The following is a 21319-nucleotide window of genomic DNA, read 5'->3' as shown; positions in this document are numbered from 1 at the left end:
CCCTGCAGACCAGTGGTTGTAATCCTCGCTGGCAGCGCGCTGCCGAGGCGTCAGTCCTGCCAGGCTTTTCGAGCCGCGTCATTTCGCGGCCAGCTCGCAGCTGACGAAAGCCGACCAACTTTATTTCTTCTACAAGGGGCCCTTGTGAACAAGACCGAACTGATTGAGCACATCGCAAAGAACGCCGATATTTCCAAGGCAGCCGCCACCCGCGCGCTGGAATCCACCATCGGCGCCATTCGTACCACGCTCAAAAAAGGCGGCTCGGTGTCGCTGGTCGGTTTCGGCACTTTCGCAGTCGGAAAAAGGGCCGCCCGCACCGGCCGCAATCCGCGCACCGGCGACGCGATTAAAATCAAGGCCGCCAAGATTCCGAAGTTCCGTCCGGGCAAGGCGTTGAAAGACGCGCTGAACTAAGACGTAGACTACGGAGAGTATTCCCGGTGGGGTGCTTAGCTCAGCTGGTAGAGCGGCGCCCTTACAAGGCGTAGGTCGGGGGTTCGAGCCCCTCAGCACCCACCACCACCCGATGCAAAGGCGAACACAGGTTCGCCTTTTTTATTGCCGTCCCGACATCCGTCGCAAAAGAGTGTTCAAGCATGTTTGATTTCTTCCGCAAGTACAACAAGATCGTCATGATTTTCTTGTTCTTGCTGATCATTCCCTCGTTCGTCCTCTTTGGCGTGGAGCGCTATCAGGGCTCCGGCGGCGAAGTGAAGGTTGCGCGGGTCGATGGCCAGAACATCACCCGGCCCGAGTGGGATGCGCAGCACCGTCTCGAGACCGACCGCATCCGCCAGCAATCGCCCAACGTCGATCCAACGCTGCTCGAATCCGACGTGATGCGCTATGCCACGCTGGAGCGCATGGTGCGCGACCGCGTGCTGGCCGCGGCAGCGGCCAAGTCGAACGTGACCATCTCCGAAGAGCGGCTGTCGCGCATCTTCGCGCAGGACACGGGCCTTGCGGCCTTCCGCACGCCGGACGGCAAGTTCGACCGCGAGAGCTTCCAGCGCGTCACCGGCCGCACGCCGGAGCAGTACGAGGCGTCGATGCGCGCCGAGCTGGCCACGCAGCAGATGCTGCTGGGCGTCACGGGCACGGCGTTCACGCCGCCCGCGCTGGCGGCGGCAACCATCAACGCCTTCTACGACCGGCGCGAGATCCAGGTCGCGCGCTTCAGCCCCGAGAGCTTCGCGTCCAAGGTGACCGTGAGCGATGCCGACGTGGAGGCCTACTACAAGGCCCACACCGCGCAGTTCCAGGCGCCCGAGCAGGCCAGCATCGAGTACCTGGTGCTCGACCTCGAAGCCGCCAAGAAGAACATCTCGGTGAACGAGGCCGACCTCAAGACCTACTACGAGCAGAACACGGCGCGCTTCGGCACCAAGGAAGAGCGCCGCGCAAGCCACATCCTGATCACCGCGCCGGCCAGCGCACCGGCAGCCGACCGCGCCAAGGCCAAGGCCAAGGCGGAGCAATTGCTTGCCGAAGTGAAGAAGGCGCCCGCCACCTTCGCCGACGTCGCGCGCAAGAATTCGCAGGATCCCGGATCGGCGGAGAAGGGCGGCGACCTCGACTTCGTGACGCGCGGTGCAATGGTCAAGCCTTTCGAGGATGCGCTGTTCGCACTCAAGAAGGGCGACATCAGCGACGTGGTCGAAACCGAGTTCGGCTATCACATCATTCGCCTCGCCGACATCAAGCCGGCCGTGGTGCCGCCGTTCGAGCAGGTGCGCGCCACCATCGAGAACGAAGTCCGTTCGCAGCAGGCGACGCAGGAATTCGCGAAGGCCGCCGAAACCTTCACCGATGCGGTCTACCAGCAGCCCGACAGCCTCAAGCCCGCGGCGGAAAAGCTGAGGCTCACGATCCAGACGGCCAGCAACGTCTCGCGCACGCCGCCGCCGGGCGCCGCCGGCGTGCTCGCGAACCGCAATTTCCTGAACGCGCTGTTCGCGGCCGATTCGCTGGACCGCAAGCAGAACACCGAAGCCATCGAAGTCGGCTCCAACCAGCTCGCGGCAGGCCGTGTGACGCAGTACACGCCCGCGCATCCGATGCCGCTGGCCGAGGTCAAGGACAAGATCCGTGCGCAGCTCATCACCGAGCGCGCCGCGGTCATGGCCAAGGCCGAGGGCGAAGCCAAGCTCGCCGCCTGGACCGCCAAGGCCGACGGCGCCACCTTCGGCGCACCGGTCACGGTGTCGCGCCGCGAAGCGCAGGCCCAGCCCCTTGCCGTCATCGATGCCGCATTGCGCGCCGATGCGTCCAAGCTGCCCGCGCTGGTGGGCGTGGACCTGGGCACGCAAGGCTACGCAGTGGTCCGCGTGACCAAGGTGGTTCCGCGCACGCCGTCGGCGCCCGAACAAACGCAGCAGGAGAACGCGCAGGTCGGCCAGTCGGTGGCTGCGGCGGAAGAAGTTGCGTACTACAACTTGCTGAAGGAACGCTTCAAGGCAGAGATCCTCGTGCCGAAGCCGGCGGAGACGCTGCCGATGGCCCGCTGACCCGGGCTTGTTGCGCGCCGTGTCGCCTCCGGCTCAGCTGCCAGGACGCGACCACGTATTTCGTCGCACGTGGGACAAGCGCAAGGGGCGCTTGTCGCCAGAATCCCGTGCATGGGAACCCTCTATCTCGTGCGCCACGGCCAGGCCAGTTTCGGCGCCGCCGACTATGACAACCTGAGCGAGCTCGGCCACAGGCAGTCCGTGCGCCTTGGCGAATACTGGCGGGAGCGCGGCATGCATTTCGATGCCGTGATCACCGGCACCCTGAAGCGCCATCGCCAGACCTGGGAAGGCATTGCCGAGGGGCTCGGGCTGAAGCGCGACGATGTGCTGGCGTGGCCCGGGCTCAACGAGTACGACAGCGAGGCTGTCATCGCCACCATCCACGAAGGCAAGCTCGAGAAGCCCGACTCGCCCGAGATGTACCGCCACCACTTCCGCCTCTTGCGCGACGGCCTGGGCGCCTGGATGCAGGGCCGGACCCAGCCCGCCGGCATGCCGAGCTACGTCGATTTCCTGGCGGGCGTGACGACGGCGCTCGACCATGTGCGCGGCCGCCACCACGGCGCCAAGGTGCTGGTGGTGTCGAGCGGCGGACCGATCAGCACGGCCGTGGGCCATGTGCTGGGCACGAGCCCCGAGACGACGGTCGAACTGAACCTGCGCATCCGAAACACCGCGGTGACGGAGTTTGCCTTCACGCCCAAGCGGCACATGCTCGTCACCTACAACACGCTGCCGCACCTGGACGCTCCGGCCTACGAAGGCTGGGTGACCTACGCCTGAGCGTCTGCAGCAGCGGCTGCATCAGGCCTGCCAGACGCCGTAGCCGCTCTTGCGCAGCGCGATGCCGAGCTCGACCTCCATCGAGCGCGCGTCCTCGTAGCTCATCGGGTTGTAGCGTTCGTAGAGCGCGGGCAGCAGCCTGAGCCCGAAGGCCTGGACGAAGCTGTTGGCCTGGATGCCGGCCTTGTGCTTGTCGAAGCGGATGTCGGGGTCGAGCCCCGTCATTCCGACGTAGACGAAGGGCTTGCCGAGCTGGTAGTCGGGATTGGCGCGCCTGAACCGGCCATGGTTCCAGACGCGGTCATCGAGTTCGACCACGTAGACGTGGTGCTTCGCCCGTGGTTTGCGCGGCATCGATCCGCACTGCCGGCCGGATCAGCTCTTGCGCTTGATCAGGCCGTACAGGATCAGCAGCACGATCGCGCCGAGCACCGAGGCAATGAAGCCCGCCCCCTGGCCCGCGGTGTACCAGCCGAGTGCCTGGCCGACATAGGTCACGATCAGGGAACCCGCCACGCCGATCAGCGTGGTCACGATGAAGCCTGCGGAATCGTCGCCCGGCTTGACGGCCCGCGCCACGAGACCCACGATGAACCCGATCAGGATGGTCCAGACGATGCTCATGAAGAAATTCCTTTGGCGGTGAATTGGAAAGTGGCGGTCACGGCGAAAAGCGCGAACCGTCGAAGCAAGCGGCGTTCATGATAGCGGAGCAGCGCGATTGCCGAAGCCGGCTCGATCACATCGGGCTCGAGTCCGAGAACTTTGGCGCAGACGGCCATGTCGTGGTTGCTGCTGCGTCCTACAGGGTGCTTCGCGGCGCAGCGCTATACCGGGACCATGCTGGAAAAACTGCCTGAAGTCATCGGCCACGCGCTGCAGGGAATGCGCGCGGGGTTGGACAAGATCGTCTTCAATACGCTTGGCATGCGGCAGGGGATGGCGTCGATTGCCTTGAGCAGCGTTGCTTTCGCGGACCACGCGCCCTTGCCGTCGCGCTATACGGCCGATGGCGAGGGCTTGTCGCCGCCGCTGCAGTGGACCGGGCTTCCGGCGGGCACCGAATCGCTGGTGCTGGTGGTCGAGGATGCCGATTCACCCACGCCGAATCCGCTCGTGCATGCGATCGTCGTCGGGCTGCAGCCGGCCGAGGGCAAGCTCGACGAGGCGGCCATTCCGAGCCGGGACAACGCCGGCGCCGCCGGTTTGCGCGTCGGGCGCAATTCCGGGCTGCAGGCCGCCTGGCTGCCTCCCGATCCGCCCCCGGGGCACGGCGCGCACCGCTACGCCTTCCAGCTGTTTGCGCTCGACGACACGCCCGCGTTTTCCACGGCGCCCGGGCGGGACGAGGTGTTCGACGCGCTGCGCGAGCACGCGCTCGCGAGCGGCCTGCTGATCGGCATCTGCGAAAGGCCGGACGGCTCGATCAAGATCAAGAAGACGGCCCCGGCCGGGCCCCTCGCCACGGGTTGAGAAGAATTTCAGGCCCGTTCGCATGCCCCCGTGGCGAAAACCGGGGTTTTTGCCGCTACAATTGAAGGCTCTGCGGTGGCTGTAGCTCAGCTGGTAGAGTCCCAGATTGTGATTCTGGTCGTCGTGGGTTCGAGTCCCATCAGCCACCCCAAAATACCTTTCCCGACTGCTATTGCGCAATAGCGTCCACGGGAACACAGCGCCGGGCCAGCCCCGGCGTTGTCATTTCCGGCTCCTGCAGCCGGCGCAGCGCTCTTCCTTTGGCTTGATAAAAAGGCATCCAAACTGGTGCGCGCTGCATTGTGCGCCGCCGCAGACCGGGCGCGGGATCCTCAATTTTCACGCGACGGCCTGCTTGTAATAAATTGGAATTGAATTAAAATCCGCCCCGTTTCCAATTTTCAGGAGTCCAACAATGGCTTCGACCCTTGCCGATATCAATTCCCAGATCAAGAAGTACGACGAGCAGATTGCGCAATTGCGCAAGCAGGCCGAAGACCTTCGCAACCAAGAGCGCGCGGGCGTGATTGAAGATGTGCGCCGGAAGATCGCTGAATACGGCCTGACTGCGTCGGACCTGAAACTCAGTGCACGCGGCGGCTCGGTCAAGCGCAGTGCAGGGGTTCCCGCGGTCAAGGCAGCAGCCAAATACCGTGGTCCGACCGGAGAAACCTGGTCTGGCGGCCGCGGCCGCAAGCCGCGTTGGGTCACCGAAGCACTGGCCGCAGGCAAGTCGCTTTCCGAGTTCGAGATCAAGTAAGCGCCGAAGCAGGCCACCCGCCAATAAAAAAGCCCGCATCTGCGGGCTTTTTTATTGGGTGCGAATCCGGGCAAACCCGCAGCGCTCAGTTCACCATCACGAGTTTTCCTTTGACGCCGCGCGATCCCATGTGGGCATAGGCAGCTTTCAATTGTGACATCTGCATCGTGCTGTCGATCACGGGCTTGATCTTTCCCTGTCCGTACCAGTGCGCCAATTCGGCCATCATTTGTGCATTGGCCTTGGGCTCGCGCTTGGCGAAATCGCCCCAGAACACACCGACCAGGGAAGCGCCTTTCAACAGCGTGAGGTTCAATGGCAGCGACGGAATCGGCCCGGAGGCAAAGCCGACCACCAAATAGCGTCCGCGCCATGCAATCGAGCGAAATGCAGGCTCGGCGAAATCACCGCCCACCGGGTCGTAAATGACGTCGGGGCCTTTGCCGTCGGTCGCGGCCTTGATGGCATCGCGAAAGCCGCCTGGAAGCGCATGCGTGGTGTAGTTGATGGTGGCGTCGGCGCCAATGGAGCGGCAGAGTTCGCATTTCTCGTCGGTAGAAGCCGCCGCAATCACTTTGGCGCCTGCCGCCTTTGCGATTTGAATGGCGGCGGTGCCCACGCCGCCTGCCGCGCCGAGCACGAGCACGGTTTCACCGGCCTTGAGCTGCGCGCGGTCCATCAGCGCATGCCACGAGGTGGCATAGATCATGATGAACGCCGCCGCGTCGACATGGCCGAAGCCTTCGGGCAGCGGCATGCACAGCGCCGCCGGTGCCAGCGTGTGGGTTGCGAACCCGCCCGTGCCCGAAAGGCAGGCCACGTTCTGGCCGACCTTCAGATGGGTGACGCCTTCGCCCACCGCCTGGACGACGCCGGCGTATTCCGAACCGGGCACGAAGGGCAGCGGCGGCTTGATCTGGTATTTGTTCTGCACGATCAGCAGATCGGGGAAGTTGAGGCTGGCTGCCCTGATCTCGATCAGCACCTGGCCCGGACCCGGCGCCGGCGTCGGCAGTTCCTTCCAGGCCAGCGCATCGACGCCGGTGGGGTTTTCGCAAAGCCATGCGTGCATGCTCGGGTCTCCTTTGAATCAGTCGTGTGTGGGCAATGATGCGAGGCGATGATAGGGGGCGCGGCAGGGCGCCGTTGTCCCTGCTGCGACGCACGCGGCGCCTACAATCCGGGCACTGAAAAGCACCATGAAGATACTTATTTCCAACGACGATGGTTTTCAGGCGCCGGGCATCGTCGCATTGCACGACGCATTGAAAGACATCGCGGACGTCGAGGTGGTTGCACCCGAGCACAACAACAGCGCCAAGTCCAATGCCCTCACGCTGGCGGCGCCGCTCTACGTGCACAAGGCGCACAACGGTTTTCGCTACGTGACGGGCACGCCGGCCGATTGCGTTCACATCGCGCTCAAGGGGCTGCTCGGCTACCGGCCCGACCTGGTGGTCTCCGGCATCAACAACGGCGCCAACATGGGCGACGACACCATCTACTCCGGCACCGTGGGTGCGGCCATGGAGGCCTATCTGTTCGGCATCCCGGCCATCGCGTTCTCGCAGATCGAGAAGGGCTGGGCGCATGTCGACGCGGCCGCGCAGGTGGCCCGGCGCCTGGTGCAGCAGATCGAACGCGAGCGCATGCTGGACGGCGGCGCCTTCCTGCTCAACGTGAACGTTCCGAACCGGCCGCTCGAAGAGCTCAAGCCGATCCAGGTTTGCCGGCTGGGCCGGCGCCATTCCGCGGAGAAAGTCATCACGCAGGAAAGCCCGCGGGGCGAGACGATGTACTGGATTGCAGGTGCCGGTGGCGCCAAGGACAGCGGCGAGGGCACCGACTTCCATGCCACCGCTGCCGGCCACATTGCGCTGACGCCGCTGCAGATCGACCTGACCGACCATGCCAACCTGGGCCAATGGCGCGAGACGGTTGCCCGTCTCGGTAATTGAGCATGGCCACGCAACGGCCTGGATTCCCGGTTCGCCTGACACCCACCGCCTCGGCCGCCACGCGCGGGCGCCTGCCCGCCGTGCCTGCCAAGCCGATGGTGCCGTCCACGCCTTCGATGGCCTCCGACGCCGTGCGCGCGCGCATGGTGCAGAAGCTCGCCGCCCAGGGCATTGCCGATGCGCGCGTGCTGCGCGCGCTGAGCGCGGTCGAGCGGCATCGCTTCGTCGACAGCGCGCTCGTCAACCAGGCCTATGAAGACACGAGCCTGCCGATCGGACTGGGCCAGACCATCTCCAAGCCGAGCGTGGTGGCCCGCATGATCGAACTCCTGCTGGGCGCGCCCGCACTGGCCGGCAAGCCGCAGGACCGTCTCGGCCGCGTGCTGGAAATCGGCACTGGCTGCGGCTACCAGGCCGCAGTGCTGAACCACGTGGCCACGGAGGTGTACAGCATCGAGCGCCTGCGCGGACTGCACGAGCGCGCGCGCGCCAACCTGCGGCATTTCCGGCTGGCCACGGTTCACCTGATGCTGGGCGACGGCATGGTCGGCTATGCCAAGGGTGCGCCCTATGCCGGCATCATCGCCGCGGCAGGCGGCGAGGCAGTGCCGCAGGCCTGGATCGAACAACTCGCCGTCGGCGGACGCATCGTGGCGCCCACGCACTCGGCAGGCGGCGGGCAGGCGCTCGTCGTCATCGATAAAACCGCCCGTGGACTCGAGCGCCGCATTCTTGAGGCGGTTCACTTTGTCCCCCTAAAATCGGGCATCGCTTGAAGGAACAACAAATGCAGGGTTTTGGCAATCGGAGTTGGTGCGCTGGTATCACGTTGGCCGTTGTGCTCGTGATCGCGGGCTGCGCCGCACCGCGAGGGCCGGCACCGGTCGAAGACCGGGGCACGATGACGCGTGCGCCCAATGCGGCACCCGGTGGCCCGCTCATCACCACCGACGCGTCGGGCAAGCCGCTTCCAGGCATCGAGAACTATGGCAAGCCGGGCTATTACGCCGTGCGGCCCGGCGACACGATCCGCCGCATCGGCAACGAAACCGGCCAGAGCTGGCAGAACATCGTCCGCTGGAACAATCTTGAAAATCCCGACCTGATCGAAGTCGGACAGGTGCTGCGCGTGGTGCCGCCGGTGGGACCGGGCACCGCCGTTGCAACCGCGCCAGCGTCTTCCTCTTCCGAGGGCGTGGTGACCAAGCCCGTCGCGCCGCCGTCGGCGGTGGTGCCCGCGGCGCCCGCCAGCGCTGCGGTCGGCAAGCCGCCAGTGACGGCGTCGCCGTCGGCGCCCGCAGCAAGCTCGGGCGACGAAGACCTCGGCTGGATCTGGCCGGCTCACGGCACGCTGCTCGCGGGCTTCGACGACGCCAAGAACAAGGGCTTCGACATCGGCGGCAAGGCGGGCGACGCTGTCCTCGCGGCGGCCGATGGCCGCGTGGTCTATGCCGGCGCCGGTTTGCGCGGCTATGGCAACCTGATCATCCTGAAGCACAACAACACCTACCTCACGGCCTACGCGCACAACCAGACGCTGCTCGTGAAGGAAGACCAGTCGGTGCAAAAGGGCCAGAAGATCGCCGAGATGGGCAACAGCGACGCCGACCGCGTCAAGCTGCATTTCGAAATCCGCCGCCAGGGCAAGCCCGTCGACCCGGCGCGCTACTTGCCGAGCCGGTGATGCCATGGCCGCTTCCAGCCCCCGTCGCGCACTGCCCGTGCGTCGGCCGGTGGGCCGGGGCAGGGCCGTAGAGGGCGGCTCGCAGGGCTCGCCTGCGAAGCCTGCGGCACCTGCTGCAGACCTGATTGCCGCAACAACCGATTTGCCCGGCGGCGAGGGCGCCGATGCCCTGACGATCTACCTGCGCCAGGTGCGGCGTACCGAACTGTTCACGCCCGAAGAGGAATACCAGGCCGCATGCGCCGCGCGCGCCGGCGACTTTGCCGCGCGGCAATCGATGATCGAGCACAACCTGAGGCTGGTTGTGAACATCGCCAAGGCCTATCTGGGCCGGGGCGTACCGCTTTCCGATCTCATCGAGGAAGGCAATCTCGGCCTGATGCACGCCATCACCAAGTTCGAGCCCGAGCGGGGCTTTCGCTTTTCCACCTATGCAACCTGGTGGATCCGCCAGTCGGTCGAGCGCGCCGTACTGACCCAGGCGCGTGCGATCCGCCTGCCGGTGCATGTGGTGCGTGAGCTGCAGCAGGTGCTGCGGGCCCGCCGCACGCTCGAAGGCGATGCCGAGTTCCTGGCGCATCGGCCCGACGGCGTGCGCGTGGAGGACGTCGCCGCATTTCTGGGCCTGGAGGTGCAGGCGGTCGCGGAACTGCTGGCGCTGGCCGAGGCGCCGCGCTCGCTCGATGCCGGCGACGCGCACGGAGACGAAGGCTTCACCCTGGCCGACACCGTGGCGTCGGAGGACGAGCAGGGCGACCCGACCGACGTCACGCACACCCACGAGGTCGCGCGCCTGCTCGATCAATGGGTCCACGCACTGGATGCTCGCGAGCGCGAGGTGCTGGAGGGCCGCTATGGCCTGCACGACCGCGAGCCCGAGACGCTCGAGGTGCTGAGCGTGCGCCTCGGGCTGACGCGCGAGCGCGTGAGGCAGATCCAGAACGAGGCGCTGGCCAAGATGCGGCGCCAGCTGATCCGCTCGGGCGTGGGGCGCGACGCCCTGTTCTAGCGGCGGCTTGCCGCGGCTGAGGAGGGGCAGGGCCGGCGCTGAGACAATCGGGGGATGACGGAATCCATCGAAGAAAAGAAAGTCCCCGCGAAAACCCCGGCCACCGCGGCGGGCGAATGGCTCAAGGTCGAGTCGCTCGACCTCGACGCGCAAGGCGTGGCGCACAACGCCGAAGGCATGGTCGTGTTCATCGAAGGGGCCCTGCCTTTCGAGGAAGTGCAGTTCAACGTTCATCGCCGCAAGAACAACTGGGAGCAGGGCACGGTCACGGCCATCCGGCGCGAATCGTCGCAGCGGGTGCAGCCCGGCTGCCCGCATTTCGGCTTGCACACCGGTGCCTGCGGCGGCTGCAAGATGCAGCACCTGGACGAGGCGGCGCAGGTCGCGGTGAAGCAGCGCGCCCTCGAGGACAACCTGTGGCACCTCGGCAAGGTGCGGCCCGACAACGTGCTGCGGCCGCTGGAAGGGCCGGCCTGGCACTACCGCTATCGCGCCCGGCTCTCGGTGCGCCATGTGGTCAAGAAGGGCACGGTGCTGATCGGCTTCCACGAGCGCAAGAGCCGGTACCTCGCCGACATGCAGGTATGCCCGGTGCTGCCCAAGCAGGTCAGCGACATGCTGATGCCGTTGCGCGCATTGATCGGCTCGCTGGACGCCCGCGAGACCTGCCCGCAGATCGAGCTCGCCTGCGGCGATGCCCCCGGCACCACCTCGCTCGGCACGATCGCCTTGGTGCTGAGGCACCTGGAGCCGCTCTCCAATGCGGACATCGGCCGCCTGAAGGCTTTTGCGGCGCAGAACGCCGGCGTCCAGTGGTGGCTGCAGGCCAAGGGGCCGGACACCGTGAAGCTGCTCGAAGAAGGCGGCATGCCGCTGTCCTACGAGCTGCCCCAGTTCGGTGTGACGATGCCGTTCAAGCCCACCGATTTCACGCAGGTCAATCCGCACATCAACCGCGCCCTCGTAGGAAAGGCGCTGCGCCTGCTCGACGTGCAGGCCGACGAGCGCGTGATCGACTGGTTCTGCGGCCTGGGCAACTTCACCCTGCCGCTGGCCAGCCGTGCGCGCGAGGTCCTGGGCATCGAGGGCAGCGACACCCTGGTCGCGCGCGCAAGCGACAACTTCAGCAAGAACCAGCCCGCCACCTCCGCCAGGCGGGCGCTGTCGGCGACGCGGTTCGTGGCCCGCAACCTCTTCGAAATGACCCCCGCCATGCTGGTGGCCGATGGCAGCGCCGACAAGTGGCTGGTCGACCCGCCGCGCGAAGGCGCCTTCGCGCTGGCCAAGGCCATGGCCGACCTGCACCTGCAGCCCGAGCTTCGAACCGATGGCTGGACACCGCCCAAGCGCATCGTCTACGTGAGCTGCAACCCGTCCACCCTGGCGCGGGACGCCGGCCTGCTGGTGCACCAGGCCGGCTATCGCTGCACGTTCGCGGGGGTGATCAACATGTTCCCGCACACGGCGCACGTCGAGTCGATTGCGGTGTTCGACCTGGCATGAAAAAAGGGCCCCTCGGGGCCCTTTTTCATTGGCGCACACGGCGCCTTGTTCGCTGTTCGCTCAGTCGCGTTCGCCGCCGGCGATGCCCAGCAGGGCCAGCAGGCTCTGGAACACGTTGAACAGGTCAAGGTAGAGCGCGAGCGTGGCGCTGATGTAGTTGGTTTCGCCGCCATCCATGATCTGCTTCAGGTCATAGAGCATGAAGGCCGAGAAGATGCCGATGGCCGCCACCGAGATGGCCATCATGCCGGCGCTCGAGCCGACGAAGACGTTGATGATGGCACCCACCATCAGCACCATGGCGCCGACGAAGAGCCACTTGCCCATGCCGGACAGGTCGCGCTTGATCACCGTGGCCAGCGATGCCATCACGAAGAAAACGCCGGCGGTGCCGCCGAACGCCGTCATGATGAGCTCGGAACCGTTCTTGAAACCCAGCACCATCGCGATCAGCCGCGACAGCATCAGGCCCATGAAGAAGGTGAAGCCCAGCAGCACCGGCACGCCGGCGGCCGAGTTCTTGGTTTTCTCGATGGCGAACATGAAGCCGAAGGCGCCGCCGAGGAAAACCATGAGGCCCAGGCCGCCCGTGAGCGAGCTTGTGATGCCGGTGGCAACGCCGATCCAGGCGCCCAGCACGGTGGGCAGCATGCTCAGCGCCAGCAGCCAGTAGGTATTGCGCAGGACGCGTTGGCGCTCAGCCTGCGGCAGCGCCTGGCCGTAGCCGGCGGAAGTGTCGAGGGTGGTAACGCGGTCGTTCATGGCCGTAGCTCCTTTGGTTGCTGCAATCACGCAGTTGGGCGCATTCTAGGGGGCTGCAAGAGGGGGGCGGCACAAAGACCGTATGGACGATGGTCCTAAGCGCAAGGGTGCCCAGGGCACTGTTGGCCGTTATGCTGTCGGGTTTTACGCAACCTGATTCTCACCATGAAGACCAAGTCCTTCCTCGAACTCGCCGATGTCAAGGCCATTGCCGCCGCTGCCGAAGCCGAGGCCCTCAAGAACAACTGGGCTGTGACCATCGCCATCTCCGACGATGCCGGCAACCTGCTGTGGCTCCAGCGCCTGGATGGCGCCGCGGCACTGTCGTCCCACATCGCGCCCGCCAAGGCGCACACCGCAGCCATGGGCCGCCGCGAGAGCAAGGTCTACGAAGACATCATCAACGGCGGCCGCAGCGCGTTCCTCACGGCGCCCGCGGTTCAGGGCCTGCTCGAGGGCGGCGTGCCCATCGTGAAGGACGGCCAGGTGATCGGCGCCGTCGGCGTGAGCGGCGTGAAGTCGAACGAGGACGCCCAGATTGCCAAGGCAGGCATTGCAGCCCTCGGTCTTTGAGCTTTCGAAAGCGCCAAAGCAAAACGCCGACTTCGAGTCGGCGTTTTTGTTGGATATCCAGCGTGAAAAAAAGCTTGGCTAGTCGGCGAACCGTTGGCTAGCAAAAAACGACCCTCGGAGATGAATCTCCTCAAGTCGCCCCACGATGAAACTTGCGCGAAGGGCGGGCTGAGGTCTTACTTGGTAAGAATCAGCTTGCCGAGTTTGGTGGCCTGTAGCCTGTAGAGGGAACCGTTGTGCATGATGCCCACGGTCTTGCTTCCTTTCAGAAGCTCCGTGCTTTCGACCATGGGCGCCGGGCGCGGTGCCTGGATGGACGCATGTCCGCCACCCGATTGATCGAGCGAAGGATGGCTCAGAACAGAAAAGGCGTTCGGTTTGGCTTGCATCTGAAATTCCCTTATCGAAGCGATGAGTGAATGATAATGATTCGCAATAAAAAGTCAATCACCGCGATCAACTTTTTTTAAGGCCATTCAGTGACTTATTTCGCGTCGGGTTCGGTAATGAAGCCGATCTTGCGCACGCCGGCCTCGCGGGCTGCCGACATCGCCTTGGCCACGCGCTCGTAGCGGACTTCCTTGTCGCCGCGGATGTGCAGTTCGGGCTGCGGATCCTTGGCGGCCTCGGCGGCGAGGCGGGCGGGCAGTTCCGCGTCGTCGATCTTCTGCTCGTTCCAGTAGTAGCTGCCGTCGGCCGTGATGCTGAACAGGATGTTCTGCGGCTTGGGCTGCTCGGGCTCGCTGGTGGCGCGGGGCAGGTCGATGTTGACTGCGTGTTTCATCACCGGCACCGTGATGATGAAGATGATCAGCAGCACCAGCATGACGTCGACCAGCGGCGTCATGTTGATCTCGTTCATCACCTCATCGGGCTCGTCCTGGGTTCCGAAAGCCATGATCTCAGCCCTTCTTGAGCGGAACCACGATGGCGTCGCCGCCACCGCTTTGCACGCGCGCGCCCGTCACGAAGTAGGCGTGCAGATCATGGGCGAAGCTGTTGAGCTTGGTGAGAACAAACTTGTTGCCGCGCACCAGCGCGTTGTAGCCCAGCACCGCCGGAATGGCCACCGCAAGGCCCAGCGCCGTCATGATCAGTGCTTCGCCGATCGGGCCCGCCACCTTGTCGATGGTGGCCTGGCCGGCCGTACTGATGCTCATGAGCGCGTGGTAGATGCCCCAGACGGTGCCGAACAGGCCGATGAACGGTGCCGTCGAACCGACCGACGCCAGGATGGCGAGGCCCGTCTGAAGGCGCGCGGTGAAGGCATCGATGCCGTTGCGCAGCGCGCGCGTGATCCAGTCGCTCACGTCCAGTGCATCGTGCAGATGGGCCTTCGTGTTGCGGTGGTGCGCGGCCGCTTCGCGGCCTTCGAGTGCCAGGGCGCGGAACGGGTTGCTGTCGTCCTTGCCGAGCTTGTTGAGCGCGGTGGCGAAGTCTTCGCTATGCCAGAAGTCCTGCGAATGCTTGGCAAGGCGCTTGTATTTGATGACGTCGAGCGCCTTGATGATGATCACGATCCACGACGCAAGCGACATGCCGATCAACAGCAGCGCGACGGCCTTGGTGACGAAATCGCCCTGGTTCCAGACGTTCATCAAGCCGAATTGGGAATCCATACGAAGTTGCTCCAGAGAAAGATTAGTTCAGTTTGAATGAGAAGGGAGCCCGCAGCAGGTAGGTGGTCTGTGCATTGCCTCCCGTTTGCCTGAAGGGCGTGACCTGGGCGGTGCGGGCGGCGCTGAGCGCCGCTTCGTCGAGTCGCTCGAATCCGCTGGACTTGAAGAGCTCGACGCGCTTGGCAAAGCCTTCGCTGTCGAAATAGATCGAGACCACAGTGGTGCCCGACTCGCCCAGACGCCGGCTCATGCTGGGATACACGAGCTTGGGTTCCCGGACGTAGCGCGTCTGGCCTTCCGAGATTTCGATCGTCCGTGGTGCAGGCGGCGCCGGCGGCGGAGCGGGAGGCGCGGGCGGCGTGGGAGCGGGAGCTTCCGCAACCGGCGCGGGCGGCGGAGGCTCGGGCACGCCGACCGGCGCGCTGGGCGCGGGTGTGGGCTTCGGCTCGCGGATGGCCACCGGCCGCGGCGGCGGCTTGACCGCCTCGGGCTTGCGCTGCGGAGGCGGCGGTGGAGGAGGAGGCGGCGGTTCGGCCGGCTTGGGCGGCTCGACGAACTGGCTCAGGATTTCAACGGGGATCACCACTTCGGCAGCGCGGCGCAGCAGGCCGCTTTGCAGCGCCCACAGCGCGGCTGCATGAAACAGGATCACGCCCCCGGCAATGAGTGCATTGCGCGAGAGGCCCAGTACGGAGGGGGGAGGGGCAAAGCGGTCAGACACGATCAACCAATTCGAATGCGGGCACCCACGGAGCGTGCCTCGATTGCAGCAAAACCGCTACGACTACTGTTTACTTACGAAAGATCCACCAGACCGAGCCTGCAACGAGGATCAGGCTGCCGCCGAGTGCCGAGAAGAGTTCCATGCCTTGCTTTCCGAAATGGAGGTGGCAAGCTGGATCGCACTCGTTCCCGATTCGCGGTTCAACGCGGCGACCGGGTGGGAGGCGCTGCACTGCGCGACGATATCGCGCGCACAGCCTTCACACTGGCCACACTGGGTGGCCACGCCAAGTTCGAATTGGACTTCGTCGAAGGTCATGCCCGCGCGCACGTGACGTGCGATTTCGCGGTCGGAGACTCGGCGGCAGACGCAAACGATCATGGTGGTGAAAGCGGCAGTGGCTGGCTGGTTAGGGTTCGGCCGATTATAAATACGAATCCCTCGCATTTTCAATAACTATCCCTCAAAGAAGTCTTCGGTATTCGTTGGGAAAAAGTAGCATTTTCGCAACACGAGAATCTAAGTGCGAATGATTCGGACTACCTTCGCCCTACACTCCAGCCAAATTTCGGCAAGCCACCACCGGTGAAGCACCGGCCCAGCCAGCCATTCAAACCAGCCGTTTGGCTTTTCGGGAGGTTCTCTTGTCCAATGCTGCCCGTCGGCGCGCTCGTGCGCCGCATCCCATGTCTTGCACGCCTGCGGCGACCGGCGTGCCGCGCGAAGCAGCGATGCTGCCTTTCGGCGCATTGATGCTGGCCGCCTCTGTCAGCAGTTGGGCGCAGACGCCTGAAGCGCCGGTGCAGGGCGGCACGCTTGGAACCGTGACGGTGACCGAGCAGGCCGAAGTCCAGGGCAAGGACCAGGTCCAGACCAGGAAGACCAACATCGGCAAGGGAACGCAGGACATCCGCGACATTCCGCAGTCGATCAACGTCATCACCGAAAAGCTGATCGACGACGTCAAGCTCGACACGCTGAAGGACGCCTTGCACTATTCGGCGGGCATCACCTTTGCCGCGACCGAGAACGGCACCGACCAGGACATCCGGCTGCGCGGCTTCCCGATCGCCAGCACCGGCGACCTGATGATCGACGGCATGCGCGACCCCTCGCAGTACGACCGCGACACCTTCAACCTCGACCGCGTCGAAGTGATGCGCGGCTCGGCCTCCATGCTCTTCGGTCGCGGCTCCACGGGCGGCGTCGTGAACCAGGTGAGCAAGAGGCCGCTGCTGGCCGACCAGACCGACGTCGTGGGCACGCTGGGCAGTGGCGGCTACTTTCGCACCACCGCCGATTTCAACGTGCGCACCGGCGAGACCTCGGCACTGCGCATCAACGCGATGTACAACAAGGCCGACAACGGCGGCGCGAAGATCGACAAGTACGGCATCGCACCCTCGTACAGCTGGGGCCTGGGGACCGCGGACGAATTCACCGTGGGCCTGTTCCACCTGAAGAACAACAACGTGCCGATGTCGGCCGTGCGCTACGTCAACGGCAGCCTGGCGCCGGTCAAGCCCGGCAACTTCTACGGCACCTCGGCGGACTTCGTCGACGGCGAGGCAAACTACGTGCACGGCGCATGGAAGCACAGGTTCGCCAACGGCGGCGAACTGCGCACGCAAGTGCGCAGCGGCGTGTTCGAGCGGGCGCAATGGAGCACGGCGGTGGGCGCCTGCGGCGCGCTTCCCACGGCGGCTGGAACCTGCCCGGCCGGCACCCGGGCGGTCACGGCGCTCGATCCGTCGACCTTCCTCACGCGCAGCAGCCTCACGCCACGCAAGGACCGCTACAAGGGCACCTATGCGCAGAGCGACTACAGCCTGGCCTTCGATGCGCTCGGCGTGAAGCATGAGCTGCTGGCCGGCATCGATGCCTCGAAGGAGGAGGCCGTTCGCTTCCAGAACAACGGCAGCACGCTCGGCATCCGTCCGCCCACGCGCGTCGGTACACCCGACGACGGAGCCGGCCTGGTCGGCACCGGCCTGTCGCCGCAATGGCGCAATTCGAGCAACTACGACGCGAAGGCCTACGGCCTTTACGTGCAGGACCTGGTCCAGGTCGCGCCGCACTGGAAGGTGCTCGGCGGCATTCGCTACGACAGCTTCAAGGGCGACTTCGAGCAGCTGAACTACCGCACTGGCGCAGTGAGCAGCACGCCGCTGAGCGTCACCAGCACGCACCTGTCGAACTCGCCGTGGAGCTACCGCGGCGGCGTGATGTACCAGCCCTCCGATTCCCAGTCGTACTACGTGTCGTACGGCACCTCGTTCAACACCTCGGCCGACACCTACCAGTACGTCACGCCGCAGAACGCCAACACGCCGCCCGAGAAGAGCCGCAACCTCGAAGTGGGTGCCAAGCTCGACTGGCTGGATGGCGCGCTCTCCACGCGCGGCGCGATTTTCCGCACCGAGAAGTACAACGAGCGCACCACCGATGCCGACTTTGCCGGCTCGGCCTACACGCTCTCGGGCAAGCGGCACACCGCAGGCGTCGAACTCGACGTGGTCGGCCGCCTGGGCCGGCAGTGGGAGGTCTACGCTTCGTACACCTGGATGCCGGTCGCCAAGATCGACCAGGCCGGCAGCGCGGCTGCGGCGCAGGCCTCGGTCGGCCAGCGCGTGGGTCTCACGCCCAAGCAGTCGGGTGCGGTCTGGGTCAGCTACCAGGCAACGCCGAAGCTGCGCATCGCACTGGGCGCGCATGGCGCGACCGAGAACCGGCCGCTGACGGGCACCACCGGCGCCGCGTCGGCGACCGCCCGCGTGCCGGGCTATGTCGTGGCCGATGCAATGCTCGAATACAAGTTCACGCCGGACGTGTACGCGCAGATCAACATCAACAACCTCAGCAACAAGGCCTACGGCGATCAGCTGTATCCGGGCTTTGCCATCCTGGGCGCCAAGCGCCAGGTGCTCGGCACGGTCGGCGTGCGCTTCTGATCGGACTATCCTCGGGGCCATGCTGCTGCACATCAAACAGGTGCTCACCTCCGAGGAGCTGCGCGAGGCCCGCGGGATCCTCGCCGACGCCCCCTGGGACGACGGCCGGATCACCGCCGGCAGCCAGTCGGCGCATGCGAAGAACAACGAACAGTTGAGGGAAGACTGCGAAGAAACCCGCGCGCTGCAGCAACTGCTGCTGCGCGGCCTGGAGCGGCACCAGCTTTTCTTCTCGGCCGCGCTGCCCAAGCAGATTTCGCCGCCGCTGTTCAACCGCTACGGCGGTGCGTCCAACAGCTTCGGCAACCATGTGGACAGTGCCGTCCGTTTCCTGCGCGACGGCTCGGGCCGGGTGCGCACCGACATCTCGTGCACCCTGTTCCTGGCCGAGCCCGACGAATACGACGGCGGCGAACTCGTGATCGAGGACACCTTCGGCGTGCAGCGCGTCAAGCTGCCGGCCGGAGACATGGTGCTGTATCCAGGCACCAGTGTTCACCGGGTGCTGCCGGTGACGCGGGGCTACCGCACCGCGAGCTATTTCTGGATCCAGAGCATGGTGCGCAGCGACGAGCAGCGCCGCCTGCTGTTCGAGATGGACAACCACCTGCGCCATCTTCGCAGCCAATATGGCGAGACCGATTCCGGCGTGATCGGCCTCACGAGCACGTACCACAACCTGCTGCGCATGTGGCTCGACGTCTGAGCCGCGGCGCGGCGCCTGCAACGCCAGGAGATCATTCATGAACAAGTCGCTTCTTTTCACCGCCGCCGCCACCGCGGTCCTCTGGGCTGCGCCGGCCTCCGCCCAGTTCGTCGATCACGACGCGGTCAAGTGCGCGCCGGTTCCCAAGGCGGAGATGCGCCCGCAGATGGAGCTGCAGCGCAAGCTGACCAGCGAAGGCTGGAAGGTTCGCCAGGTCAAGAACTTCAATGGCTGCTACGAGGTCTACGGCTTCGACGAGAAGGGCCAGCGCACCGAGGCCTTCTTCGATCCCAAGACCTTCGAGAAGGTAGGGCAGGTGAAGCAGCCGTCCTGAGGAAGCGCGCGGTGCGTGCGGTTCCCGGGCGTCCGCCGGTGCAGGTCTGGGCGCTTTGGCTGCGCGCGACGCATTGGGCGCTGGTCGCAGCCATTGCCGCGGCATGGTTCAGCGGCGAGGCGTTGCTGCGGCTGCATGAACTGGCGGGCTACGCGGCGCTGGCCCTGATCGCCGGCCGCTGCATCGGCGGCTGGTGGGGCGGGCGCCATGCGAGGTTCCGGCAGTTCGTCCGGTCTCCCGCGCAGGTGCGGCGCTACGCGGCCGAGGTGCTGGCCCGGCGCGAAAGGCGCTATCTGGGCCACAACCCGCTGGGCGGCTGGATGGCCGTAGCCCTGCTTGCCACGGTGGCGGCGGTGGGCGTCACGGGCTGGATGTACTCGCTCGACGTGTTCTGGGGATTGGCCTGGGTGGAATGGCTCCACCGCAGCCTGGCCTGGACGCTGGTGGCACTGATTGCCCTGCATCTGGCCGGTGTTGCCTTCACGAGCTGGCGGCACCGGGAAAACCTGGCGGCCGCCATGCTCAGCGGGCACAAGCGCCCGCCGGAGCCGGGCGACGTCGATTGAGAACTACGTCGCTCCGGCCTTGCCGGATCAGCTGATCTCGCCCATCTGCGATTGCAGATAGTTCTGCACGCCGACCTTGTCGATCAGATCGATCTGGGTTTCGAGGAAGTCGATGTGTTCTTCCGTGTCGTCCAGGATCTCCTGCAGCAGGTCGCGCGAAACGTAGTCGCGCACCGTCTCGCAGTAGGCGATGCCGTCCTTGATGGTGGCTTGCGCACCGGTTTCGGCGCCCAGATCGCAGCTCAGCAGTTCGGGCACGTCCTCGCCGATGTTCAGCTTGCCCAGGTCCTGCAGGTTCGGCAGGCCGTCGAGCATGAAGATGCGGTCCATCAGCTTGTCGGCGTGCTTCATTTCGCCGATCGATTCCTCGTATTCCTTCTTGGCCAGCTTGTCCAGGCCCCAGTGCTTGAGCATGCGGTAGTGCAGGAAGTACTGGTTGATGGCAGTGAGCTCGTTCTTGAGCTGCGCCTGCAGATGTTCGATGACCTTGGGGTCGCCCTTCATGTTCTTTTCCTTGTTCTGAAAGCACCGATTGTGAAAGGGGCGGGCGAGCCCTTGCAAGCAATCCCATGCTGAACCGGTCTGCATGCGTGTGATGGTGATACACGTTCGTATTGCGGCCTGCCGAACAACAGCGTGGAGCCGATCGCAAACATAGCAAGCTCCAATACTTTCAATAGCCCATAACTATTGAAAATATGAGATTGGTAGTTATACTCATGGCTCGCACTTATTTTTGTCCACCTGCAGCATCCAAGGAATCACCATGTCCCTGATCAACACCCAAGTCCAACCCTTCAAGACCCAGGCCTACCTCAACGGCAAGTTCATCGATGTGTCCGACGAGACGCTCAAGGGCAAATGGTCCGTGCTGATCTTCATGCCCGCAGCCTTCACCTTCAACTGCCCGACCGAAGTCGAAGACGCGGCCGACAACTACCCCGAGTTCCAGAAGCTGGGTGCCGAGGTCTACATCGTGACCACCGACACGCACTTCTCGCACAAGGTGTGGCATGACACGTCGCCGGCCGTCGGCAAGGCCAAGTTCCCCCTGGTGGGCGACCCCACCCACACGCTGACCAACGCTTTCGGTGTGCACATCCCTGAAGAAGGCCTGGCACTGCGCGGCACCTTCGTGATCAATCCGGAAGGCATCATCAAGACCGCCGAAGTGCACTCCAACGAGATCGCCCGCGACGTCAAGGAAACCCTGCGCAAGCTGAAGGCAGCGGTCTACACCGCCGCCCACCCGAACGAAGTCTGCCCGGCCAAGTGGAACGAAGGCGACAAGACCATCGCGCCGTCGTTCGACCTCGTCGGCAAGATCTAAGCGCCCCCGCGCGAAAGCCCGGGCGCTCACGCGGCCCCGGGCTTTTTTGTCCCCAGTTGATAGTTTTCAGT

The 21319-nt window shown here is 65.1% G+C and carries 27 protein-coding genes and 2 tRNA genes; 18 read left to right on the top strand and 11 right to left on the bottom strand.

Annotated features, from left to right (window positions below; genetic code table 11):
• Positions 1 to 144 precede the first annotated feature (144 nt).
• From AC1DMS_RS09310 to AC1DMS_RS09295, 4 genes are all read left to right on the top strand, one after another.
• Positions 145 to 417, top strand: a complete 273-nt coding sequence (locus AC1DMS_RS09310; RefSeq protein ID WP_007830705.1) for an HU family DNA-binding protein — start codon at positions 145 to 147, stop codon at positions 415 to 417.
• Between the two features lie 29 nt (positions 418 to 446).
• Positions 447 to 522: transfer RNA gene (locus AC1DMS_RS09305), tRNA-Val, on the top strand.
• A gap of 77 nt (positions 523 to 599) precedes the next feature.
• A complete protein-coding gene (locus AC1DMS_RS09300) occupies positions 600 to 2510 on the top strand; it encodes a SurA N-terminal domain-containing protein (RefSeq protein WP_012746931.1) in 1911 nt (636 codons plus the stop codon).
• Positions 2511 to 2621: 111 nt separating this feature from the next.
• On the top strand, positions 2622 to 3296 hold the full coding sequence (locus tag AC1DMS_RS09295) for a histidine phosphatase family protein (RefSeq protein ID WP_478180905.1): 675 nt from the start codon (positions 2622 to 2624) through the stop codon (positions 3294 to 3296).
• Positions 3297 to 3317: 21 nt separating this feature from the next.
• Here AC1DMS_RS09295 and AC1DMS_RS09290 read toward each other — a convergent pair whose 3' ends face one another.
• From AC1DMS_RS09290 to AC1DMS_RS09280, 3 genes are read right to left on the bottom strand one after another with little or no spacing between them, the layout of a single operon-like run.
• Complete coding sequence (locus tag AC1DMS_RS09290) at positions 3318 to 3650, bottom strand: hypothetical protein (protein WP_012746933.1); 333 nt, start codon at positions 3648 to 3650, stop codon at positions 3318 to 3320.
• A 21-nt stretch (positions 3651 to 3671) separates the two neighbouring features.
• Positions 3672 to 3920, bottom strand: coding sequence for a GlsB/YeaQ/YmgE family stress response membrane protein (locus tag AC1DMS_RS09285; protein WP_012746934.1), 249 nt, complete (start codon positions 3918 to 3920; stop codon positions 3672 to 3674).
• On the bottom strand, positions 3917 to 4078 hold the full coding sequence (locus AC1DMS_RS09280; RefSeq protein ID WP_155247783.1) for a hypothetical protein: 162 nt from the start codon (positions 4076 to 4078) through the stop codon (positions 3917 to 3919). Before AC1DMS_RS09280 ends, AC1DMS_RS09285 begins: the two co-directional genes overlap by 4 nt.
• Here AC1DMS_RS09280 and AC1DMS_RS09275 point away from each other — a divergent pair.
• From AC1DMS_RS09275 to AC1DMS_RS09265, 3 genes are all read left to right on the top strand, one after another.
• Positions 4077 to 4769 carry a YbhB/YbcL family Raf kinase inhibitor-like protein gene (locus tag AC1DMS_RS09275; protein ID WP_478180904.1) on the top strand — a complete coding sequence of 231 codons (693 nt, stop codon included), beginning with the start codon at positions 4077 to 4079 and terminating at the stop codon, positions 4767 to 4769. The genes AC1DMS_RS09280 and AC1DMS_RS09275 overlap by 2 nt on opposite strands.
• A gap of 75 nt (positions 4770 to 4844) precedes the next feature.
• Positions 4845 to 4920: transfer RNA gene (locus AC1DMS_RS09270), tRNA-His, on the top strand.
• Between the two features lie 264 nt (positions 4921 to 5184).
• On the top strand, positions 5185 to 5529 hold the full coding sequence (locus AC1DMS_RS09265; protein WP_012746936.1) for an H-NS histone family protein: 345 nt from the start codon (positions 5185 to 5187) through the stop codon (positions 5527 to 5529).
• Positions 5530 to 5614: 85 nt separating this feature from the next.
• Here AC1DMS_RS09265 and AC1DMS_RS09260 read toward each other — a convergent pair whose 3' ends face one another.
• Positions 5615 to 6601 (bottom strand): NADPH:quinone oxidoreductase family protein, encoded by a 987-nt coding sequence (locus tag AC1DMS_RS09260; protein WP_012746937.1) that lies wholly within the window; start codon positions 6599 to 6601, stop codon positions 5615 to 5617.
• Positions 6602 to 6728: 127 nt separating this feature from the next.
• Between AC1DMS_RS09260 and surE the strand changes: the two genes are divergently transcribed.
• Genes surE through rlmD form a run of 5 tightly spaced genes read left to right on the top strand, consistent with a single transcriptional unit; the run spans position 6729 to position 11683 of the window.
• Entirely contained in the window at positions 6729 to 7487 is a 759-nt protein-coding gene (gene surE, locus AC1DMS_RS09255; protein WP_018903013.1) for a 5'/3'-nucleotidase SurE, read from the top strand.
• A 2-nt stretch (positions 7488 to 7489) separates the two neighbouring features.
• On the top strand, positions 7490 to 8263 hold the full coding sequence (locus AC1DMS_RS09250) for a protein-L-isoaspartate(D-aspartate) O-methyltransferase (RefSeq protein ID WP_062362153.1): 774 nt from the start codon (positions 7490 to 7492) through the stop codon (positions 8261 to 8263).
• Positions 8264 to 8274: 11 nt separating this feature from the next.
• Positions 8275 to 9171, top strand: coding sequence for a peptidoglycan DD-metalloendopeptidase family protein (locus AC1DMS_RS09245; RefSeq protein WP_012746940.1), 897 nt, complete (start codon positions 8275 to 8277; stop codon positions 9169 to 9171).
• Positions 9172 to 9175: 4 nt separating this feature from the next.
• Positions 9176 to 10180 carry a sigma-70 family RNA polymerase sigma factor gene (locus AC1DMS_RS09240; protein WP_478180903.1) on the top strand — a complete coding sequence of 335 codons (1005 nt, stop codon included), beginning with the start codon at positions 9176 to 9178 and terminating at the stop codon, positions 10178 to 10180.
• A gap of 54 nt (positions 10181 to 10234) precedes the next feature.
• Positions 10235 to 11683, top strand: coding sequence for a 23S rRNA (uracil(1939)-C(5))-methyltransferase RlmD (gene rlmD, locus AC1DMS_RS09235; RefSeq protein ID WP_478180902.1), 1449 nt, complete (start codon positions 10235 to 10237; stop codon positions 11681 to 11683).
• A 60-nt stretch (positions 11684 to 11743) separates the two neighbouring features.
• Here the strand turns inward: rlmD and AC1DMS_RS09230 are convergent, their stop codons facing one another.
• A complete protein-coding gene (locus AC1DMS_RS09230) occupies positions 11744 to 12445 on the bottom strand; it encodes a Bax inhibitor-1/YccA family protein (protein ID WP_012746943.1) in 702 nt (233 codons plus the stop codon).
• Between the two features lie 165 nt (positions 12446 to 12610).
• On the opposite strand from AC1DMS_RS09230, the gene AC1DMS_RS09225 reads away from it, so the two are divergent.
• Positions 12611 to 13018 (top strand): GlcG/HbpS family heme-binding protein, encoded by a 408-nt coding sequence (locus tag AC1DMS_RS09225; RefSeq protein WP_012746944.1) that lies wholly within the window; start codon positions 12611 to 12613, stop codon positions 13016 to 13018.
• Positions 13019 to 13194: 176 nt separating this feature from the next.
• Here the strand turns inward: AC1DMS_RS09225 and hemP are convergent, their stop codons facing one another.
• The 5 genes from hemP to AC1DMS_RS09200 form a co-directional block, all read right to left on the bottom strand.
• Positions 13195 to 13407, bottom strand: a complete 213-nt coding sequence (gene hemP / locus AC1DMS_RS09220) for a hemin uptake protein HemP (RefSeq protein WP_018903010.1) — start codon at positions 13405 to 13407, stop codon at positions 13195 to 13197.
• A gap of 95 nt (positions 13408 to 13502) precedes the next feature.
• On the bottom strand, positions 13503 to 13916 hold the full coding sequence (locus AC1DMS_RS09215) for an ExbD/TolR family protein (RefSeq protein WP_478180901.1): 414 nt from the start codon (positions 13914 to 13916) through the stop codon (positions 13503 to 13505).
• A gap of 4 nt (positions 13917 to 13920) precedes the next feature.
• Entirely contained in the window at positions 13921 to 14637 is a 717-nt protein-coding gene (locus tag AC1DMS_RS09210; protein WP_012746947.1) for a MotA/TolQ/ExbB proton channel family protein, read from the bottom strand.
• A gap of 22 nt (positions 14638 to 14659) precedes the next feature.
• Entirely contained in the window at positions 14660 to 15361 is a 702-nt protein-coding gene (locus AC1DMS_RS09205; protein WP_412556318.1) for an energy transducer TonB, read from the bottom strand.
• Between the two features lie 108 nt (positions 15362 to 15469).
• Positions 15470 to 15742, bottom strand: coding sequence for a (2Fe-2S)-binding protein (locus AC1DMS_RS09200; RefSeq protein ID WP_018903007.1), 273 nt, complete (start codon positions 15740 to 15742; stop codon positions 15470 to 15472).
• A gap of 305 nt (positions 15743 to 16047) precedes the next feature.
• Here AC1DMS_RS09200 and AC1DMS_RS09195 point away from each other — a divergent pair, with 305 nt between their 5' ends.
• Genes AC1DMS_RS09195 through AC1DMS_RS09180 form a run of 4 tightly spaced genes read left to right on the top strand, consistent with a single transcriptional unit; the run spans position 16048 to position 19918 of the window.
• The gene (locus AC1DMS_RS09195) at positions 16048 to 18312 is read left to right on the top strand and encodes a TonB-dependent receptor (RefSeq protein ID WP_478180900.1); all 2265 of its coding nucleotides are present in this window, start codon (positions 16048 to 16050) and stop codon (positions 18310 to 18312) included.
• Positions 18313 to 18331: 19 nt separating this feature from the next.
• Entirely contained in the window at positions 18332 to 19018 is a 687-nt protein-coding gene (locus AC1DMS_RS09190; RefSeq protein WP_478180899.1) for a Fe2+-dependent dioxygenase, read from the top strand.
• A gap of 37 nt (positions 19019 to 19055) precedes the next feature.
• On the top strand, positions 19056 to 19352 hold the full coding sequence (locus AC1DMS_RS09185) for a PepSY domain-containing protein (protein ID WP_369664344.1): 297 nt from the start codon (positions 19056 to 19058) through the stop codon (positions 19350 to 19352).
• An 11-nt stretch (positions 19353 to 19363) separates the two neighbouring features.
• A complete protein-coding gene (locus AC1DMS_RS09180) occupies positions 19364 to 19918 on the top strand; it encodes a cytochrome b/b6 domain-containing protein (RefSeq protein ID WP_478180898.1) in 555 nt (184 codons plus the stop codon).
• Between the two features lie 27 nt (positions 19919 to 19945).
• Here the strand turns inward: AC1DMS_RS09180 and bfr are convergent, their stop codons facing one another.
• A complete protein-coding gene (bfr, locus tag AC1DMS_RS09175) occupies positions 19946 to 20422 on the bottom strand; it encodes a bacterioferritin (protein ID WP_012746953.1) in 477 nt (158 codons plus the stop codon).
• A 262-nt stretch (positions 20423 to 20684) separates the two neighbouring features.
• Here bfr and ahpC point away from each other — a divergent pair, with 262 nt between their 5' ends.
• Positions 20685 to 21248: an alkyl hydroperoxide reductase subunit C gene (gene ahpC, locus AC1DMS_RS09170; RefSeq protein WP_007830764.1), complete on the top strand. Its 564-nt coding sequence runs from the start codon at positions 20685 to 20687 to the stop codon at positions 21246 to 21248.
• The last annotated feature ends 71 nt before the right edge of the window (positions 21249 to 21319 follow it).

The sequence above is a fragment of the Variovorax sp. 05T418 genome (assembly GCF_056396385.1).
The sequence above is the reverse complement of the archived record's forward strand: the minus strand, read 5'-3'. Positions and strand labels throughout refer to the sequence as shown.

Excerpts from the sequence above, each read along its gene's own strand:
- hemP (WP_018903010.1), bottom strand. The coding sequence starts at position 13,407 with ATGCAAGCCAAACCGAACGCCTTTTCTGTTCTGAGCCATCCTTCGCTC.
- AC1DMS_RS09215 (WP_478180901.1), bottom strand. The coding sequence starts at position 13,916 with ATGGCTTTCGGAACCCAGGACGAGCCCGATGAGGTGATGAACGAGATC.
- AC1DMS_RS09280 (WP_155247783.1), bottom strand. The coding sequence starts at position 4,078 with ATGGCCGTCTGCGCCAAAGTTCTCGGACTCGAGCCCGATGTGATCGAG.
- ahpC (WP_007830764.1), top strand. The coding sequence starts at position 20,685 with ATGTCCCTGATCAACACCCAAGTCCAACCCTTCAAGACCCAGGCCTAC.
- AC1DMS_RS09285 (WP_012746934.1), bottom strand. The coding sequence starts at position 3,920 with ATGAGCATCGTCTGGACCATCCTGATCGGGTTCATCGTGGGTCTCGTG.
- AC1DMS_RS09190 (WP_478180899.1), top strand. The coding sequence starts at position 18,332 with ATGCTGCTGCACATCAAACAGGTGCTCACCTCCGAGGAGCTGCGCGAG.
- AC1DMS_RS09260 (WP_012746937.1), bottom strand. The coding sequence starts at position 6,601 with ATGCACGCATGGCTTTGCGAAAACCCCACCGGCGTCGATGCGCTGGCC.
- AC1DMS_RS09245 (WP_012746940.1), top strand. The coding sequence starts at position 8,275 with ATGCAGGGTTTTGGCAATCGGAGTTGGTGCGCTGGTATCACGTTGGCC.
- AC1DMS_RS09240 (WP_478180903.1), top strand. The coding sequence starts at position 9,176 with ATGGCCGCTTCCAGCCCCCGTCGCGCACTGCCCGTGCGTCGGCCGGTG.
- surE (WP_018903013.1), top strand. The coding sequence starts at position 6,729 with ATGAAGATACTTATTTCCAACGACGATGGTTTTCAGGCGCCGGGCATC.
- AC1DMS_RS09300 (WP_012746931.1), top strand. The coding sequence starts at position 600 with ATGTTTGATTTCTTCCGCAAGTACAACAAGATCGTCATGATTTTCTTG.
- AC1DMS_RS09265 (WP_012746936.1), top strand. The coding sequence starts at position 5,185 with ATGGCTTCGACCCTTGCCGATATCAATTCCCAGATCAAGAAGTACGAC.
- AC1DMS_RS09210 (WP_012746947.1), bottom strand. The coding sequence starts at position 14,637 with ATGGATTCCCAATTCGGCTTGATGAACGTCTGGAACCAGGGCGATTTC.
- AC1DMS_RS09200 (WP_018903007.1), bottom strand. The coding sequence starts at position 15,742 with ATGATCGTTTGCGTCTGCCGCCGAGTCTCCGACCGCGAAATCGCACGT.
- AC1DMS_RS09185 (WP_369664344.1), top strand. The coding sequence starts at position 19,056 with ATGAACAAGTCGCTTCTTTTCACCGCCGCCGCCACCGCGGTCCTCTGG.
- AC1DMS_RS09295 (WP_478180905.1), top strand. The coding sequence starts at position 2,622 with ATGGGAACCCTCTATCTCGTGCGCCACGGCCAGGCCAGTTTCGGCGCC.
- AC1DMS_RS09195 (WP_478180900.1), top strand. The coding sequence starts at position 16,048 with ATGTCTTGCACGCCTGCGGCGACCGGCGTGCCGCGCGAAGCAGCGATG.
- AC1DMS_RS09290 (WP_012746933.1), bottom strand. The coding sequence starts at position 3,650 with ATGCCGCGCAAACCACGGGCGAAGCACCACGTCTACGTGGTCGAACTC.
- AC1DMS_RS09250 (WP_062362153.1), top strand. The coding sequence starts at position 7,490 with ATGGCCACGCAACGGCCTGGATTCCCGGTTCGCCTGACACCCACCGCC.
- AC1DMS_RS09230 (WP_012746943.1), bottom strand. The coding sequence starts at position 12,445 with ATGAACGACCGCGTTACCACCCTCGACACTTCCGCCGGCTACGGCCAG.
- bfr (WP_012746953.1), bottom strand. The coding sequence starts at position 20,422 with ATGAAGGGCGACCCCAAGGTCATCGAACATCTGCAGGCGCAGCTCAAG.
- AC1DMS_RS09275 (WP_478180904.1), top strand. The coding sequence starts at position 4,077 with ATGTCGTGGTTGCTGCTGCGTCCTACAGGGTGCTTCGCGGCGCAGCGC.
- rlmD (WP_478180902.1), top strand. The coding sequence starts at position 10,235 with ATGACGGAATCCATCGAAGAAAAGAAAGTCCCCGCGAAAACCCCGGCC.
- AC1DMS_RS09225 (WP_012746944.1), top strand. The coding sequence starts at position 12,611 with ATGAAGACCAAGTCCTTCCTCGAACTCGCCGATGTCAAGGCCATTGCC.